This is a genomic window from Halorhabdus sp. BNX81 (assembly GCF_029229925.1).
Classification (GTDB): domain Archaea; phylum Halobacteriota; class Halobacteria; order Halobacteriales; family Haloarculaceae; genus Halorhabdus.
This window is the reverse complement of the sequence record NZ_CP107254.1, coordinates 1,934,167-1,949,799: the sequence shown is the minus strand read 5'-3', so window position 1 is coordinate 1,949,799 and position 15,633 is coordinate 1,934,167. Positions and strand designations below refer to the sequence as shown.

Here is a 15,633-nt window from a genome sequence, read left to right as displayed (position 1 = left end):
ACCGGGACGTTTAACCCTTATTACTCTCAGCTGTCGGCACTCGACACATCCCGAGTCCGACGTGCTGGCGCGGCAACTCGCCGCTCGGAACGTAACGTTCATGCGCCCGAAGCCGAACAATTCACCATGGAACTACAGGTCATCGAAAAGGACGAGACGTCGCTGTCTATCGAGATCTCCGGCGAGGATCACACGTTCATGAACGTCCTCAAGGGCGCACTCTTGGAGACCGACGGCGTCGACGCCGCGACCTACGACATGAACCCCGAGCAGTCGGGCGGCCAGACCGATCCCATTCTCACGATCAAAACGGAGAGCGGGACCGACGCGCTCGACGCCCTCGAAGCCGGGGCACAACACGTCATCGAAAAGGCCGATTCGTTCGAGGCTGCCTACGACGACGCAGCCGCCTGAATACTCGCTGTTTCTGGAGACTCGTGACGGCCGGTCCAGGTTCCGGTCGAGCGGAACGGGAACAAAAGACCTACGGATTGGCAGGTTCGAGCGCAGCATATGGTCCCCGATAGCCATTCCGACCGCGGCTGCCCGAAGTGTGGACACGAAGAAACCGACGTCGGTGAGATTTCCACGACCGGCGGCGGTCTGAGCAAGATGTTCGACATCCAGACGAATAGCTTCACCGTGGTGTCCTGCACCAACTGCGGGTACTCCGAGTTGTACCGCGATACGACCAGCGGTGCCAGCGACTTCGTCGACGTCTTCCTCGGATGACGGCCGGCGGGGCCGGCGGGGCACTCCTCATCGTCGTGTTCATCGGCCTCGCCTTCACCGTGGGCCTGTATGCGCTCGTCCGATCCGAGCACGACAGCCGGCAGGAAATGAGTCGTGACGAGGCCGAACGCGTCGCGCGACGGGATACATCCGAGAATCGGCGACGTGACTAGCGTCGATTACAGCCGGACGGGAACGCCACGTTCGTCGAGGTACTCCTTCGTCTCGGCGATCGAGTACTCGCCGAAGTGAAAAATCGACGCTGCGAGTCCGGCGTCGGCTCCAGCTTCGGTGAACACCTCGTACATGTCCTCAGGACCGCCACAGCCAGAGGAGGCGATGACGGGCGTGTCGACGTTCTCGGTCACGGCCCGTGTCAAAGGGATGTCGTAGCCGTCCTTGGTGCCATCGGCGTCGATGGAGTTGACGAACAGCTCGCCCGCGCCCCGATCCTCGGCCTCGCGGACCCACTCGACGACGTCCATCCCGGTCCCCTCGCGGCCGCCCTTGACGGTCGCCTCGAACCAGACCGACTCGCCGTCGATCTGCTCGTAGTACTCGCCGGCCTCGTCGTAGCGCCGCCGGGCGTCGACGGAGATGACGATACACTGGTTGCCGAAGGCGGTCGCGCCCGCCTCGATGAGGTCGGGGTTCTCGATCGCGCCGGTGTTGATCGACACCTTGTCCGCGCCGGCCCGCAGCGTCTCCTTGATGTCCGCTTTGGTGCGGATCCCGCCGCCGACGGTGAGGGGGATGAACACCTCGTCGGCGACGCGCTCGACGGTGTCGAGCATCGTCTCCCGGCCGTCGGCGCTCGCGGTGATATCGAGAAAGACGAACTCGTCCGCGCCGGCCTCGTTGTACTCCTTGGCCATCTCGACGGGGTCGCCCGTGTACTGGAGATCCTCGAAGTTCACGCCCGTGTAGACGGCGGCGTTACCGTCCTCGTCGAGATCCACGTCGATGCAAGGGATGATCCGTTTGGTGAGCGTCATCGGTTCTATGCGTCACTCGGAGGCCGCCCGTCAAAAGCGACCCGGAAGCTCTAGCGGTCGCCCTGGCCGTCCACGCGACGGTGACTGGATTCGTGGAGCCATCAATAAACGCAAATAAAGAGTTCCTTCCATCAGAAAACAAAATGAAACAGCCAGTCGCTACATATGCGAACCAAGCGCTACAGGTTTTCACTGATCCACTGACACCATGCATAGAAATCGTTTGCCCCAGACTGCTCGGCGATCGACTGGAGCGTCCCCGTTGGGATAGCATCCGCTGACTTCATTGGGACGGTGACAATACGGACTTCGTCGGTGTCGGGCGACTCGTAGCGGAGCTTCAAGTGACTGCCAACTCGACCTGTCCGGACGAATCCGTGGTCAATCAGCACAGAAGCGATTTCACGCCCGGAAAACTGTGTCCGCACCATCTACTGCATGAACTCGGGAAGTTCCGTATCGCCAGACTCAACGTCGTCAAGTCCCCACTCTTCGAGGTCTTCGTCGGTGACTGGCTTTCCGGCACCCTCATGGCACGCAAGCGCCTCGGCAAGCATCTGGAGTGCTTCTGCTTTCGTCTCGCCGAAGGAGGCAACACCACTTTCCAGATCACGAGCGGTAATCCGCCCATCATCCTCGTGGATGAACTCCACGCCTTCTTCAGGAGACTTGTCTCGTGTTGCACTCGCCATACGTTGTGTAGATGGACCGAAGAGATAAGTGTTCGGTTGATGGACTGTATTGACCGTCCATCGATGATCCAAGGGCGTTTCCGACGCTTCTGTGACGCGGTATTCGTGTCCTGCTGGCACCGACAACTCGAAGTGCGACCCGCCGAAAGACGCTCGTATGAGCGACGATCACGAAACCGAGCGCCCCGAATACGATCCGACCGATCCCGCGCCGCCGTCCAGGGAGCCACCGCTGCGAAGCACGGCTCCCCAGGGCGAGTACACGATCGAACAGGTCGGCACCGGCATCGCCATCGCCGCCGTCGGCCTGCTGGCGACGTTCGGCCTCGCGCTCCTTCTGGCCTGATCGGCCGCGCCGTCAGTCGAGTTCGTCTTCGAGAACTGACCGCAGGTCGGCGATCGCTTCTGCGTCGAAGCTGAGTGACTGTTCACCGACGGTGAGATCTAGCGTCCCCGAGTCGTCGGCTGCACCGATCTCGACGACCGGCGCGACGCCGTCGAAGGCGTCCGCAATCGCCGCGGGGTCGGTCGTCTCGATGACCGCCCGGCCCGGCTGTTCGTGACAGAGCGCACCGACCGGGTCGGCGGCGTCGACCGTCACGTCCGCGCCAGCGTCGTCGTGGACCATCTCCGCGAGCGTGACCGCGAGGCCACCGTGGCTGGCGTCGTGGACGGCAAGGGTGTCCTCGTGATCGGCCACGTCCGCGAGTGTGTCGATGAACCCGGACGGATCGTCGGGCAGCTCCGGGAATCGGTCGCTGCCGCCCGTCTCGACAAGCAGCTCCGAGCCACCGAGGCGGGGCTCGGCGTCGTCACCGATCGCCAGATCGCCGACGAGCACGAGCGTCCCGTCGCCGGAGAGCGACATCGACGGGGCGGAAAATCCGGGCTTGGTACCGACCATCGTCAGCGTCGGCGTCGGCGGAATCGGCCCCGTCGAGGAGTCGTTGTACAGCGAGACGTTCCCGCCGACGACCGGGACCGAGAGGTCTTTACAGGCGTCGGCCAACCCGTCGACGATGCCCGAGAACTCGCCGTAGACCTCGGGCTTCTCCGGGTTGCCGGCGTTGAGACAGTCGACGGCCGCCAGGGGGGTCGCGCCCTTGGCGGCGATGTTGGTCGCGTTCTCCAGGCCGGCCGCAAATGCGCCCTCATACGGCGCGGTATCCGTCCAGTTGGGGTCCGCGCCCGCCGAGATCGCGAGGCCCGTGTCGGTCTCGGCCTCGCGGATCGCGAGCAGCGCGGCATCGTCGCCCGGCCGCATCGCCGTGCGGACCTGGACCTCGTGGTCGTACTGACGGTAGACCCAGCGCTTGCTCGCGGTGTTCGGACTGGCCAGGACGGTCTCGACCGCGTCTTCGAGATCGACGTCGGGTCGATCCTCGTCGGGCTGTTCGGGCTCGACAGTGTCCAGATCTGCCAGCGGCGCGCCCTCGCCGACGAACTCGGCGGGCACGTCGACCGCGACCTCGCCGTCGAGCGTACAGGTGTAGTTCGGGTCCTCGGTCACCTCGCCGATGACCGCCGCTTCCAGATCGTAGCGCGCGGCGAGTTCCTGAACGCGTTCGACGTTTTCGTCCGTGACCTCGTAGACGATCCGCTCCTGGGACTCCGAGAGCAGGATCTCGGTGGCGTTCATGTTGGGCTCGCGCTGCGGGACGTCGTCGAGGTTGATTGCCGCGCCGAACCCACCCTTGGCGACGAGTTCGCTCGACGCGCCGCCGAGGCCGGCCGCGCCGAGGTCGCGGGCCGACTCGACCAGGTCTTCCTCGATAAGCGCCTCGTTGGTCTCGATGAGGAGCTTCTCCCGATAGGGATTGCCGACCTGGACCGCGCTGCGATCCTCGGTCTCGGCGTCCTCGGCGATGTCCTCGCTGGCGAAGGAGGCCCCACCCAGGCCGTCCCGGCCGGTCGAGGCCCCGACGAGGACGAGGTTGTTGCCCGCCTCTTGGGCCTCGGCGGTGATCAGGCGGTCGGCCGAGAGCATTCCCACGCAGGCCACGTTGACCAGCGGGTTCTCCTCGTAGTCCTCGTGGAACGCGACGCTCCCGGCGACGGTCGGCACGCCGATCGAGTTGCCGTAGTCGGAGATCCCTTCGACGACACCCTCCAGCAGATAGCGGGAGTGTTCGCGATCGAAGTCGCCGAAGTAGAGGCTGTCGGTCAGCGCGATCGGGAACCCGCCCATCGAGAGGATGTCACGGACGATGCCGCCGACGCCGGTGGCCGCGCCGTCGTAGGGATCGACGTAGGAGGGGTGATTGTGGCTCTCGATCCCCATCGCGAGGTAGGTGTTCTCGTCTTCGGGCAGCGCCACGACGCCGGCGTCGTCACCCGGCGGGACGACGACGTGCTCGCCGTCACTTTCGAAGCGCCCCAGGAGTGGACGCGAGGAGCGATACGAGCAGTGCTCGCTCCAGAGGTTCTCGAACAGCGCCGCCTCCGCCGTCGTGGGGTCGCGGTCGATCTTCTCGACGACGACCGCCCGGTCCGAGGTCGAAAGGGCCATTACCGGCCTCTCGCCACCGGTAGCGTTTATCGCTTTCCATGCGGGCGCGAACTGCTCGACGAACCGCCTCCGGGTGCAGGGCCACGCTTGCCACGAGCGTTTAAGCGTCCGGACCGAGTCGATCTTGCCATGGCTGTCGCAGGGATCCCCTTCGAGGCGGCGCTCGTCTTCGGGCTGATCGGCATTGCACTGGTTCTGTTCGTCTCGGAAGTGATCCCGAACGACGTGACGGCGATCGGTGTCATCGTCGCACTGGCTGTACTGGGTCCGACCATCGGCGTCACGCCGAGAGACGCGATCGCCGGCTTCGCCAACCCGGCGACGATCACCATCGTCGCGATGTACATGCTGAGTGCCGGGATCCAGAATACGGGACTCGTCCAGCGCCTCGGCGTCTCACTGGCCGGGTTCGTCCGCGGCGACGAGGGACGGGCGTTGCTGGCGACCGTCGGCACGACCGGCCCGATCGCGGGGTTCGTCAACAACACGCCGGTCGTCGCCGTGTTCATCCCGATGATCACCGATCTCGCCGAGGGGAGCGACGTCTCGCCGTCGAAGCTGCTGTTGCCACTGTCCTACGCCGCGATCCTCGGCGGGACGCTGACGCTCGTCGGCACCTCGACGAACATCCTCGCCAGCGACTTCGCCCGGGAACTCATCGATGGCCGAAGCGGCATCGGGATGTTCGAGTTCACGCCGCTTGGCGTCGTCATCCTCGTGGTCGGGCTGGTGTACTTGCTGACGGTCGGCCGTCGACTCACCCCGGCCCGGATCCCGGTCGACGCCGATCTGGTCTCGGCGTTCGACCTCGAAGATCACCTCGCGCAGTTGCGTGTCCCCGAGGGCTCGTCGCTCGTCGGCGAGCGCGCCGCCGACGTGGATGCGCGCGAGGATGTCCCGGTCGATGTACTCCAGGTGCGACGAAACGGCGAGGCCTACGCCGTCCCAGACACCGACCAGCGACTCGCTGCCGGCGACATACTGGTGGTCAACGGTCCCAGCCAGGCGACGACCCGCTTCCGTGACGCCTTCGACCTGCGTCGACTCGTCCGGGAGGACGTTACCGACGGGACCTTCGACGAGAGCCCGACCGAGAACACGCTTGCCTCCGCAGTCGTGCCAGAGGACTCGGCGTACGTCGGGGAGACGCTCGCGGAGGCACGCTTAGAGGAGTTTCACCGGACGACGGTTCTTGCAGTCCGACGGGGTGGGAATCTCATCCGCCAGGACCTCGACGACGTGACTGTCGAGCCGGGAGACCTCCTGCTGGTTCGGCTATCGCCGACGGCGATCGAGTACTTCGGGGAGTCTGGGGACCTGATCGTCACCGAGGAGAGCGCTTCCGAACGGATCGACGCGGTGGAGCCGGAGACAGCCGCACCGCTTTCCGCGAAGACGCCACTCGCGGTCGCGATCATGGCCGGCGTGATCGGCGCGGCGGCGCTGAATCTCCTGCCGATCGTGATCGCCGCGCTCGGGGGCGTCTTCGTGATGATCGTCACCGGCTGTCTGTCGCCATCCGATGCCTACGACGCCGTCTCCTGGAACATCGTCTTCCTGCTCGCGGGCGTGATTCCACTCGGGTCCGCGATGGGCGAGACCGGTGGCGCGGAGGTGCTGGCGGACGCACTGGTCGCCACTGAGGCGTTCCTGCCGCTGATCCTGGTGATGCTACTGTTTTACGTCTTCACTGGCCTGCTGGCGAACGTCATCACGCCCGTTGCGACCATCGTGTTGATGATTCCAGTGGCCGTCAACGCGGCGGGCCAGATGGGGGCCGACCCCTTCGCGTTCCTGCTGGCAGTGATGTTCGCGTCGGCGACGTCGTTCATGACGCCGGTCGGCTACCAGACCAACCTGATGGTCTATGGTCCTGGCGGCTACCGGTTCTCGGACTTCCTGAAGGTCGGTGGCCCGCTGCAGTTGCTGCTCGCGGTCGTGACGACGGTCGGCATCGCCGCGATGTGGGGGCTTACCTGATCGGTCGTGACCGATACCGCGGGCGAAGACATTATGCCCCAGCGCGAGCACGAAGAGACGATGGGTGAGGCCCACGTCGAGAACCATGCCGACGAGGACGAACCAGTCTACTATGTCATCAGCGACCTCCACATCGGCGGCGACGAGCAACTCGAACACGTCGAGTTCCTCGATGAGCTGCTTTCGTTCCTCAAGCGGCTCGAACAGTTAGACGAGGACGCCGAACTCGTCATCAACGGTGACGCGTTCGGCCTCTGGGAGTTCACCACCCTGGAGGGGATCGAAAAGTTCGACGCGCTGGTCGAGCGATACCCGGCCCTCTTCGAGCAACTCCGGGCGACCGGGGAGAACGTTCAGATAACGCTGCTACCCGGCAATCACGACCACGAACTCGCCGCCTACGACGCGTACGTCGAGCGCTTCGCCGCGTACAACGTGGATCTCGTCCAGGAGCAGTCGATCACCCGTCCCGTCGGCGACCGGACGATCCACTTCGAGCACGGCAACCAGCGCGACCCGAACAACCGCTTCGAAGATTTCGGCAATCCCCACGAGAAGCCGCTTGGCTACTATTACAACACGCTCGTGACCAGTCGTGCGGGCCAGGTGTCGGCTCGCGGCCGGCGCAACTGGCTGAAGGACATCCAGGCAGTCACGCCGACCGAGCGGGTCCCGGTGTGGTTCCTCTCGAAGTACTTCTACAACGAGATGCACCCGCTGTTGCGGTACGCGATCGTCCCCTTTCTGTTAGTGTTCAACCTGAGTGCGATCGCTGCGATCGCCGTCGGTCTCGACCTGGTTGGCGTCTGGTCGATGCCGACCGAGACTGTCGAGGGGGCCTTTGGCCGGTTCGGGTCCGCCGGGGCGCTCGCGTTCTCGCTGCTCGCGATCAACGTGGCGATCGTCGGCATCCTCGTGCTGGTCTGGATTCCGATTCGGTTCATCCTCCAGGATTTCAAGCGGACGATCGATCGCTTCGGCCTCGTCGAGACGGAGTTCACCGTCGATCCGAGCAAACCATACCGAGCGGCGGCACAGGATCTCTTCGAGGAACACCCCGAGACGGCCGTCTTCTGCTACGGGCACACCCACCGGCCGGCAGTCGACGAACACGACGGGCGGTTGATCGTCAACACAGGGACGTGGCTCAAGCGGTTTCACCGACGGCAGGTCATCGCCGGGATCCTCCCGCCGGTGTTCCACCCGACCTTCCGGCTGAATATTGTCCGGATCGCCGCCGAAGACGAGGGCGTGGCCGTCGAGTACGAGACGATGGACAAACCGGACCCGGCCAAGACCGACCTGACGTTCACCGAGCGACTGCTGACGGTCGGTCGTGTGCCTGACCCGACAATCCCGGATCGCGTGGTCGCCGATGACACAAGGGCAGCGTCGACATCTCCTGACGAGTAGGTCGAGGGCCAAAGATCGTGTGTGGCTGCTCCTGGCGGACACGCGTTCGATCTCACGTCGGAGAACGGGCGGCAACTTCCCGTGTGTGGGATTCTCCCGTTCGCATCGAGAAGATTTAAATACGACCACGCCGTCAATTCGGTTGCAAATGTCCAATACGCACGAGGTTACGTCGGGATCCCCGGCGGATCGAGTTCTTCCAGGGCACACTCGATAGTACGTCCGAAATCACGGACGCACGAATTTTCGACACCACGCTTCGCGACGGGGAACAGACGCCGCGAACCTCGTTTTCCTACGAAGACAAACGAGAGATAGCGGCGGTGCTCGACGAGATGGGCACCCACGTCATCGAAGCGGGGTTTCCCGTCAACTCCGACGCGGAGTTCGAGGCGGTACGCGATATCGCCGAAAGTACCACGACGACCACCTGCGGGCTCGCCCGCGTCGTCGAGAAGGACGTCGAGGCGGCCATCGACTCGGGCGTCGAGTTGATCCACGTGTTCGTCTCGACAAGCGACATCCAGCTCCAGGATTCGATGCATGCGACCCGCGAGGACGCCGTCGAACGGGCCGTCGAGTCCGTCGAGCGCGTCAAAGACGCCGGCGTCGAGTGTATGTTCTCGCCGATGGACGCCACTCGCACCGACGAGGACTTCCTGATCGACGTCGTCGAGGCCGTCACCGAGGCGGGCACCGACTGGATCAACATCCCCGACACGACCGGGGTCGCGACGCCCGGTCGATTCCAGGAGATGGTTGGCACAGTCGTCGCCCACACGGACGCACGCGTCGACGTGCACACACACGACGACTTCGGGCTGGCGACGGCCAACGCCCTCTCGGGCTTCGAGGCCGGCGGCGCACAGGCCCAGGTCAGCGTCAACGGCATCGGCGAGCGGGCCGGCAACGCCGCCTACGAAGAAGTCGTCATGGCGTTAGAGAGCTTGTATGACGTGGATACGGGCATCGACACGACCCGGATCACGGAGCTCTCCCGGCTGATCGAGGAGAAAAGCGGCGTCGACACGCCGGGCAACAAGCCCGTCGTTGGCGACAACGCCTTCTCGCACGAGTCGGGCATCCACGCCGCGGGCGTCATCGAAAACAGCGATACGTTCGAGCCCGGCGTGATGACTCCCGAGATGGTCGGTGCCGAGCGCGAACTCGTCCTCGGGAAACACACCGGCCAACACTCGGTCCGGGAGCGCCTCGTCGAGGCCGGCTTCGAGCCGACCGAGCAAGAGGTCCGGACGGTGACCCGCCGCGTCAAGGAGTACGGCGCGGAGCAAAACCGGATCACGATGGACGTCCTCGAACGGTTCGCCCGCGACGTGGACGTCGACCGGGCGCGCGAGGAGGTCCGCGCCTGACCATGTCGTCCACGTCGCTCGCCCGGATCGATCAGCGGCCGCTGTACGGCGGTCGCTCGGGCGTTCGGGAAATCGTCTCACGGAACGTTTATAATGAACGACGGCGATGTTCCGATACTGATGCGTCCGCTGTCCACATCCGGCGTTCGATCCGGCGACAGCGACGCGGCCGACCTGCTTCTTGTCGGTATTGTAGGGGCGGCATAGCCCCGACAGTACCCCATTTCCACGACGATCGGACGGCGCTGCAGCTACCAGCGACTCGACGCCAGCCATGACACACAAGCGAACCATGACATCCCAGGATTCACCGACGCCGCGTCCGCGAGCCACGCGCTCACGACCGGCCACGACACGGAGGTATCGACCATGAGCGAACGCGCGTTCCACCAGGACCGCGAGCCGGATCCATCGACAGATGCTGCCGATGAGGAGGACGAAGCTGACGACGCGCGCGAGGTAACGACGGGCGCGGAAGCGGCGATCATCGCCCTCGAAGAGGCCGGCGTCGACATGGCCTTCGGCGTCCAGGGCGGCGCGATCATGCCCGTCTACGACGCCCTGTACGACTCGGACATCGAGCACATCACGATGGCCCACGAGCAGGGTGCGGCCCACGCCGCCGACGCCTACGGCATCGTCTCGGGCGAACCGGGCGTCGCGATGGCGACCTCCGGCCCGGGCGCGACGAATCTCGTGACGGGCATCGCCGACGCGTCGATGGACTCCGATCCGATGATCGCGCTGACCGGCCAGGTCGCGACTGACTTCGTCGGCAACGACGCCTTCCAGGAAGTCGATACGGTGGGGATCACCCAGCCCATCACCAAGAACAACTACTTCGCCGGCGACCCGGACACGCTGGGTGCTGACGTCAGCGAGGCGTTCGCCCTGGCCGAGTCCGGTCGCCAGGGGCCGACGCTGGTCGATCTCCCGAAGGACGCAAGCAAGGCCGAGACCGACGTCCAGCCGGTCTCCCCGGAGACGCCCGATACCTATCACCCGCCGGAGACTGCCGACGAGGCTGTCATCGAGGCCGCGGCCGAAACGATCGAGGACGCCGATCGGCCGGTCATCCTCTCGGGCGGCGGCGTCATCAAGGGCGAAGCCAGCGACGAGTTGCGCGCGTTCGCCCGCAAGTACGACATCCCGGTGATCACGACCATGCCGGGGCTGGGAAGCTTCCCCGAGACCGACGAGCTATCGCTGGGGATGGCGGGGATGCACGGCACCGGCGCGGCCAACCTGGCGATCACGAACACGGACCTGTTGATCGGCGTCGGCACGCGCTTTGACGATCGGCTGACTGGTGGTGTCGACAGTTTCGCGCCCGACGCCGAGGTCATCCACGTCGAGATCGATGCCGCCGAGATCAACAAGAACATCTACGCCGACTACCCGCTTTTGGGCGACGCCGAGCGCGTCCTCGAACAGCTCGAGGACGAACTAACGGACGCGCCAGACGCCGACGAGTGGCGCGAGCAGTGCCAGACCTGGAAGGACGAATACCCGCTGGACTACGAAGCACCCGAGGACGAGCCGATCAAACCCCAGCACGTCGTCGAGCGCTTCGCCGAGATGGCCGACGACGACGCGATCGTCACCACGGGCGTCGGCCAACACCAGATGTGGGCCTGCCAGTTCTGGACCTACACCGAACCCCGGACCTGGGTTTCCTCGAATGGCCTGGGGACGATGGGCTACGGTGTCCCCTCGGCCATCGGCGCGAAGCTGGCCGCCCCCGACCGGGAGGTCGTCGCCTTCGACGGCGACGGCTCGTTCCTGATGACGATGCAGGAGTTGTCCGTGGCAGTCCGCGAGGACCTGGACATCACGTACGTCATCCTCAACAACGAGGCCATCGGGATGGTCCGCCAGTGGCAGGACGGCTTCTACGAGGGCCGGCGGATGGCCAGTGAGTACCAGTGGGTGCCCGAGTTCGACCTCTTGGCGGAGTCCTTCGGCGCACGCGGGTTCCGCCTGGAGGATCACGACGAGGTTGAGGAAGTCATCAAGGAAGCACGCGAGTACGATGGCCCGGCGGTGATCGACGCGATCATCGATCCCGGCGAGAACGTCTATCCCATGGTCCCGAGCGGCGGCGACAACGGACTGTTTGCACTCTCGGAGAAACAACTGGAGGGACTGTAAATGAGCAGTGGCGAACTCCCAGGGCCGGCCCCCGAGGAGCGGATGCGACCCGAGGGGCGGCGCAACGAGCAAGGTATTCGTATCGATCCGGAAGCGGAGGCGACCCACCAGCCCCGGATGGCCGTGCTATCGGCGCTGGTCGAACACGAGCCCGGCGTCCTCGCCGAAGTGTCGGGGCTGTTCAGTCGCCGGCAGTTCAACATCGAGAGCCTCACCGTCGGGCCGACGACCGACGACGACATCGCCCGGATGACGATCGTCATCGAGGAGGCCGAGCCGGGCATCGAGCAGGCCAAGAAGCAACTCGAGAAGCTCGTCCCCACGATCGCCGTCGAGGAATTGAAGCCCGAGGCGATGCGGCGGGAACTCGCCCTCGTGAAGGTTCGCGGCGAGAAGCCCGACGACATCCAGTCGGTCGCGGAGATGTACGGCGGCCAGGCCGTCGACGCCTCGACGAACGCCGTGACGGTCGAGATTACGGGCAGCAAGCAGAAGATCGACGCCGCGGTCGAGGCCTTCGAGCAGTTCGAGGTCGAGGAGGTCGTCCGCACCGGCGCGGCGGCGCTGGAACGCGGCGCGGAGACGATGGACGCCAACGGGCACATGAGCGAGGAGTAGTTCGACGACCGAGCACGCCGACACGATAGATTGAACACTGACCCATCCGGAAACGAAGACGACACACTACCGATGACTGACGAATTCGACACGACTGTCTACTACGACGACGACGCGGACGAATCGTATCTCGAAGACGCGACGGTAGCGGTCCTTGGCTTTGGCAGCCAGGGCCACGCCCACGCCCAGAATCTCGACGACAGCGGCGTCGACGTGGTCGTTGGCCTGCCCGAGGGCAACGAGGACCGCCCGGTCGCCGAGGACGCCGGCATGCAGGTCGAGACGCCCCCCGAGGCAGCGGCCGAGGGCGACATCGTCGTCATGCTCGTCCCGGACAACGTCCAGCCGGTCGTCTACGACCAGATCGAGGACAGCCTGGAACCGGGGGACACGCTGCAGTTCGCCCACGGGTTCAACATCCACTACGGCCAGATCGAACCCCCGGAAGGCGTCGACGTAGCGATGGTCGCCCCGAAGTCACCGGGCCACCTGGTCCGGCGGACCTACCAGCGCGGTGAAGGTACCCCTGGGCTCGTCGCCGTCTACCAGGACGAGAGTGGCGAGGCCAAGGAACAGGCCCTCGCGTACGCGAAGGCGATCGGCTGTACGCGGGCGGGCGTCATCGAGACGACCTTCCGGGAGGAGACCGAGACCGACCTCTTCGGCGAGCAAGCCGTCCTCTGTGGCGGCGTCACCGAGATGATGAAGGTCGGCTACGAGACCCTGGTCGACGCGGGCTACAGCCCCGAGATGGCCTACTTCGAGGTCCTCAACGAGCTGAAGCTGATCGTCGACCTGGTCTACGAGGGCGGGCTGATGGAAATGTGGAACTCCGTCTCCGATACCGCCGAGTACGGCGGGCTGACTCGCGGGGAGTACGTCATCGACGACTCCGCCCGCGAGGGCATGGAGCAGATCCTCGAAGAGGTCCAGGACGGCACCTTCGCCAAGGAGTGGATCTCCGAGAACCAGACCAACCGGCCCAGCTACAAGCAGCTGCGCGAGGCCGAGCAGAACCACGAAATCGAGGAAGTCGGCGAGCCCCTCCGGGAGCTGTTCTCCTGGGACGAGGCCGCCGAGTGAGCGACTGAGACAATGCAATCACGTTATCGAACGCACACGACAGACAGAGGACGAGTATGAGTCAGGGAACGCTGTACGACAAGGTATGGGACGAGCACAAGGTAACGCAACTCCCCAACGGACAGGATCAACTGTTCGTCGGGCTGCACCTCATCCACGAGGTCACGAGCCCGCAGGCCTTCGGGATGCTCCGGGAGCGAGATATCGAGGTCGCCCGGCCGGATCTGACCCACGCGACGGTCGATCACATCGTCCCGACGAGCGATCAGTCCCGGCCCTACAGCGATGACGCGGCCGAGGAGATGATGTCCGAACTCGAGGAAAACGTCCGCGACGCGGGCATCGAGTTTTCCGATCCGACGACGGGCGATCAGGGCATCGTCCACGTCATCGGCCCGGAGCAGGGCATCACCCAGCCCGGCAAGACCATCGTCTGTGGCGACAGCCACACCTCCACCCACGGTGCCTTCGGCGCGCTGGCCTTCGGCATCGGGACCTCCCAGATCCGGGACGTCCTGGCCACCCAGTGCATCGCCATGGAAAAACAGAAGGTCCGGAAGATCCAGGTCGACGGCGAACTGGGGCCGGGCGTCGAGGCCAAGGACATCATCCTGGAGATCATCCGTCGCCTCGGAACTGATGGCGGCGTCGGCTACGTCTACGAGTACGCCGGCGAGGCCATCGAGAACCTCGACATGGAAGGCCGGATGAGCATCTGCAACATGTCCATCGAGGGGGGCGCTCGCGCGGGCTACGTCAACCCTGACGAGACCACCTACGAATGGATGCAAGAGACGGACTACTTCCAGGAGAACCCCGAGGCCTTCGACGAGCTGAAGCCGTACTGGGAGTCGATCCGGAGCGACGCGGACGCCGAGTACGACGATGTCGTCCACATCGACGCGAGCGAACTGGAGCCGGTCGTCACGTGGGGCACGACGCCGGGCCAGGGCATCGGCATCACCGAGCCGATCCCCCACCCCGAGGACCTGCCTGCGGACAAGCAGGACACCGCGCGTCGCGCCCAGGAGCACATGCGCGTCGAGCCCGGCGAGACGATGGCGGGCTACGACATCGACGTGGTCTTCCTGGGCTCGTGTACGAACGCCCGCCTGCCCGACCTGCGGCGAGCAGCCGACATCGTCGAGGGCCGGGAAGTCGACGACAGCGTCCGGGCGATGGTCGTCCCCGGCAGCCAGCGCGTCCAGCAGGCTGCCGAGGAGGAAGGCCTGGCGGATATTTTCCGCGAGGCCGGCTTCGAGTGGCGCAACGCCGGCTGTTCGATGTGTCTGGGCATGAACGAGGACCAGTTGGAGGGCGACGAGGCCTCCGCGTCGTCGTCAAACCGGAACTTCGTCGGCCGCCAGGGCAGCAAGGACGGCCGGACGGTCCTGATGAACCCCCAGATGGTCGCCGCCGCGGCCGTGACGGGCGAAGTGACTGACGTGCGCGAACTGCCGGAGGTGACCCCCGCATGAGCGACTTCGACGCCGACATCCCCGAAGTGCGCGAAGTGACCGGGACGGGCGTGCCCATCCGGGGCAACGACATCGACACTGACCAGATCATCCCCGCGCGCTTCATGAAGGTCGTCACCTTCGACGGCCTGGGGCAGTTTGCCTTTTTCGACGTCCGCTACGATGACGAGGACAACCAGAAGGACCATCCGATGAACGAGGATCGGTTCCGCGATGCCTCAGTCATGGTCGTCAACGACAACTTCGGGTGTGGCTCCTCGCGGGAACACGCCCCCCAGGCGCTGATGCGCTGGGGGATCGACGCGTTCATCGGCGAGTCCTTCGCCGAAATTTTCGCGGGCAACTGCCTCGCACTCGGGATGCCGACCGTAACGGCCGATCACGAGACGATCGCCGACCTCCAGGACTGGATCGAGAACAATCCCGACGCCGAGATCGACATCGACGTCGAGAGTGAGACGATTACCTACGGCGACCGGACCGTCGAGGTCACAGTCGACGACGCACAGCGTCAGGCCTTGGTCGAAGGGATCTGGGACACGACGGCACTAATGAGCGCTAACGAAAACGAGATCGACCGGACCGCACAGTCGCTGCCGTACGTCTAGA

General features: G+C 65.1%; 16 protein-coding genes. 12 read left to right on the top strand and 4 right to left on the bottom strand.

Translation table 11 applies throughout. The annotated features are described in order from the left end of the window. The first annotated feature begins 126 nt into the window (after positions 1 to 126). The 3 genes from HBNXHr_RS09795 to HBNXHr_RS09785 all read left to right on the top strand — a co-directional run bounded on the left by HBNXHr_RS09795 (position 127) and on the right by HBNXHr_RS09785 (position 905). Entirely contained in the window at positions 127 to 414 is a 288-nt protein-coding gene (locus tag HBNXHr_RS09795; protein WP_275737041.1) for a DNA-directed RNA polymerase subunit L, read from the top strand. Positions 415 to 513: 99 nt separating this feature from the next. Beyond that, complete coding sequence (locus tag HBNXHr_RS09790; protein WP_015788396.1) at positions 514 to 732, top strand: zinc ribbon domain-containing protein; 219 nt, start codon at positions 514 to 516, stop codon at positions 730 to 732. Then, complete coding sequence (locus HBNXHr_RS09785) at positions 729 to 905, top strand: hypothetical protein (RefSeq protein ID WP_275881984.1); 177 nt, start codon at positions 729 to 731, stop codon at positions 903 to 905. Before HBNXHr_RS09790 ends, HBNXHr_RS09785 begins: the two co-directional genes overlap by 4 nt. Before the next feature lie 6 nt (positions 906 to 911). On the opposite strand, the gene hisF is transcribed toward HBNXHr_RS09785, so the two are convergent. The 3 genes from hisF to HBNXHr_RS09770 form a co-directional block, all read right to left on the bottom strand. Continuing rightward, positions 912 to 1,727 carry an imidazole glycerol phosphate synthase subunit HisF gene (hisF, locus tag HBNXHr_RS09780; protein ID WP_275737039.1) on the bottom strand — a complete coding sequence of 272 codons (816 nt, stop codon included), beginning with the start codon at positions 1,725 to 1,727 and terminating at the stop codon, positions 912 to 914. Positions 1,728 to 1,906: 179 nt separating this feature from the next. Continuing rightward, positions 1,907 to 2,158, bottom strand: a complete 252-nt coding sequence (locus HBNXHr_RS09775) for a type II toxin-antitoxin system HicA family toxin (protein ID WP_008524745.1) — start codon at positions 2,156 to 2,158, stop codon at positions 1,907 to 1,909. Beyond that, positions 2,159 to 2,419, bottom strand: a complete 261-nt coding sequence (locus HBNXHr_RS09770) for a hypothetical protein (protein ID WP_008524752.1) — start codon at positions 2,417 to 2,419, stop codon at positions 2,159 to 2,161. 157 nt (positions 2,420 to 2,576) lie between these two features. Here HBNXHr_RS09770 and HBNXHr_RS09765 point away from each other — a divergent pair, with 157 nt between their 5' ends. After that, complete coding sequence (locus HBNXHr_RS09765; protein ID WP_275881983.1) at positions 2,577 to 2,765, top strand: hypothetical protein; 189 nt, start codon at positions 2,577 to 2,579, stop codon at positions 2,763 to 2,765. 12 nt (positions 2,766 to 2,777) lie between these two features. Here HBNXHr_RS09765 and purL read toward each other — a convergent pair whose 3' ends face one another. Further along, complete coding sequence (purL, locus tag HBNXHr_RS09760; RefSeq protein WP_275881982.1) at positions 2,778 to 4,928, bottom strand: phosphoribosylformylglycinamidine synthase subunit PurL; 2,151 nt, start codon at positions 4,926 to 4,928, stop codon at positions 2,778 to 2,780. A gap of 129 nt (positions 4,929 to 5,057) precedes the next feature. Here purL and HBNXHr_RS09755 point away from each other — a divergent pair, with 129 nt between their 5' ends. The 8 genes from HBNXHr_RS09755 to leuD all read left to right on the top strand — a co-directional run bounded on the left by HBNXHr_RS09755 (position 5,058) and on the right by leuD (position 15,632). After that, positions 5,058 to 6,908, top strand: a complete 1,851-nt coding sequence (locus tag HBNXHr_RS09755) for an SLC13 family permease (protein WP_275881981.1) — start codon at positions 5,058 to 5,060, stop codon at positions 6,906 to 6,908. 60 nt (positions 6,909 to 6,968) lie between these two features. Next, on the top strand, positions 6,969 to 8,321 hold the full coding sequence (locus tag HBNXHr_RS09750) for a metallophosphoesterase family protein (protein ID WP_275883711.1): 1,353 nt from the start codon (positions 6,969 to 6,971) through the stop codon (positions 8,319 to 8,321). A gap of 155 nt (positions 8,322 to 8,476) precedes the next feature. Beyond that, entirely contained in the window at positions 8,477 to 9,694 is a 1,218-nt protein-coding gene (locus HBNXHr_RS09745) for a 2-isopropylmalate synthase (protein WP_275883710.1), read from the top strand. A 369-nt stretch (positions 9,695 to 10,063) separates the two neighbouring features. Further along, a complete protein-coding gene (gene ilvB / locus HBNXHr_RS09740; protein ID WP_275881980.1) occupies positions 10,064 to 11,845 on the top strand; it encodes a biosynthetic-type acetolactate synthase large subunit in 1,782 nt (593 codons plus the stop codon). After that, on the top strand, positions 11,846 to 12,463 hold the full coding sequence (gene ilvN, locus HBNXHr_RS09735) for an acetolactate synthase small subunit (protein WP_275881979.1): 618 nt from the start codon (positions 11,846 to 11,848) through the stop codon (positions 12,461 to 12,463). Between the two features lie 72 nt (positions 12,464 to 12,535). Further along, positions 12,536 to 13,546, top strand: coding sequence for a ketol-acid reductoisomerase (ilvC, locus tag HBNXHr_RS09730; protein ID WP_275737031.1), 1,011 nt, complete (start codon positions 12,536 to 12,538; stop codon positions 13,544 to 13,546). A gap of 56 nt (positions 13,547 to 13,602) precedes the next feature. Continuing rightward, positions 13,603 to 15,024, top strand: a complete 1,422-nt coding sequence (gene leuC / locus HBNXHr_RS09725) for a 3-isopropylmalate dehydratase large subunit (RefSeq protein WP_275881978.1) — start codon at positions 13,603 to 13,605, stop codon at positions 15,022 to 15,024. Then, positions 15,021 to 15,632 (top strand): 3-isopropylmalate dehydratase small subunit, encoded by a 612-nt coding sequence (gene leuD / locus HBNXHr_RS09720; RefSeq protein WP_275881977.1) that lies wholly within the window; start codon positions 15,021 to 15,023, stop codon positions 15,630 to 15,632. The genes leuC and leuD overlap by 4 nt, the downstream gene beginning before the upstream one ends. Position 15,633 lies beyond the last annotated feature (1 nt).

Excerpts from the sequence above, each read along its gene's own strand:
- HBNXHr_RS09795 (WP_275737041.1), top strand. The coding sequence starts at position 127 with ATGGAACTACAGGTCATCGAAAAGGACGAGACGTCGCTGTCTATCGAG.
- HBNXHr_RS09790 (WP_015788396.1), top strand. The coding sequence starts at position 514 with ATGGTCCCCGATAGCCATTCCGACCGCGGCTGCCCGAAGTGTGGACAC.
- HBNXHr_RS09785 (WP_275881984.1), top strand. The coding sequence starts at position 729 with ATGACGGCCGGCGGGGCCGGCGGGGCACTCCTCATCGTCGTGTTCATC.
- hisF (WP_275737039.1), bottom strand. The coding sequence starts at position 1,727 with ATGACGCTCACCAAACGGATCATCCCTTGCATCGACGTGGATCTCGAC.
- HBNXHr_RS09775 (WP_008524745.1), bottom strand. The coding sequence starts at position 2,158 with ATGGTGCGGACACAGTTTTCCGGGCGTGAAATCGCTTCTGTGCTGATT.
- HBNXHr_RS09770 (WP_008524752.1), bottom strand. The coding sequence starts at position 2,419 with ATGGCGAGTGCAACACGAGACAAGTCTCCTGAAGAAGGCGTGGAGTTC.
- HBNXHr_RS09765 (WP_275881983.1), top strand. The coding sequence starts at position 2,577 with ATGAGCGACGATCACGAAACCGAGCGCCCCGAATACGATCCGACCGAT.
- purL (WP_275881982.1), bottom strand. The coding sequence starts at position 4,928 with ATGGCCCTTTCGACCTCGGACCGGGCGGTCGTCGTCGAGAAGATCGAC.
- HBNXHr_RS09755 (WP_275881981.1), top strand. The coding sequence starts at position 5,058 with ATGGCTGTCGCAGGGATCCCCTTCGAGGCGGCGCTCGTCTTCGGGCTG.
- HBNXHr_RS09750 (WP_275883711.1), top strand. The coding sequence starts at position 6,969 with ATGGGTGAGGCCCACGTCGAGAACCATGCCGACGAGGACGAACCAGTC.
- ilvB (WP_275881980.1), top strand. The coding sequence starts at position 10,064 with ATGAGCGAACGCGCGTTCCACCAGGACCGCGAGCCGGATCCATCGACA.
- ilvN (WP_275881979.1), top strand. The coding sequence starts at position 11,846 with ATGAGCAGTGGCGAACTCCCAGGGCCGGCCCCCGAGGAGCGGATGCGA.
- ilvC (WP_275737031.1), top strand. The coding sequence starts at position 12,536 with ATGACTGACGAATTCGACACGACTGTCTACTACGACGACGACGCGGAC.
- leuC (WP_275881978.1), top strand. The coding sequence starts at position 13,603 with ATGAGTCAGGGAACGCTGTACGACAAGGTATGGGACGAGCACAAGGTA.
- leuD (WP_275881977.1), top strand. The coding sequence starts at position 15,021 with ATGAGCGACTTCGACGCCGACATCCCCGAAGTGCGCGAAGTGACCGGG.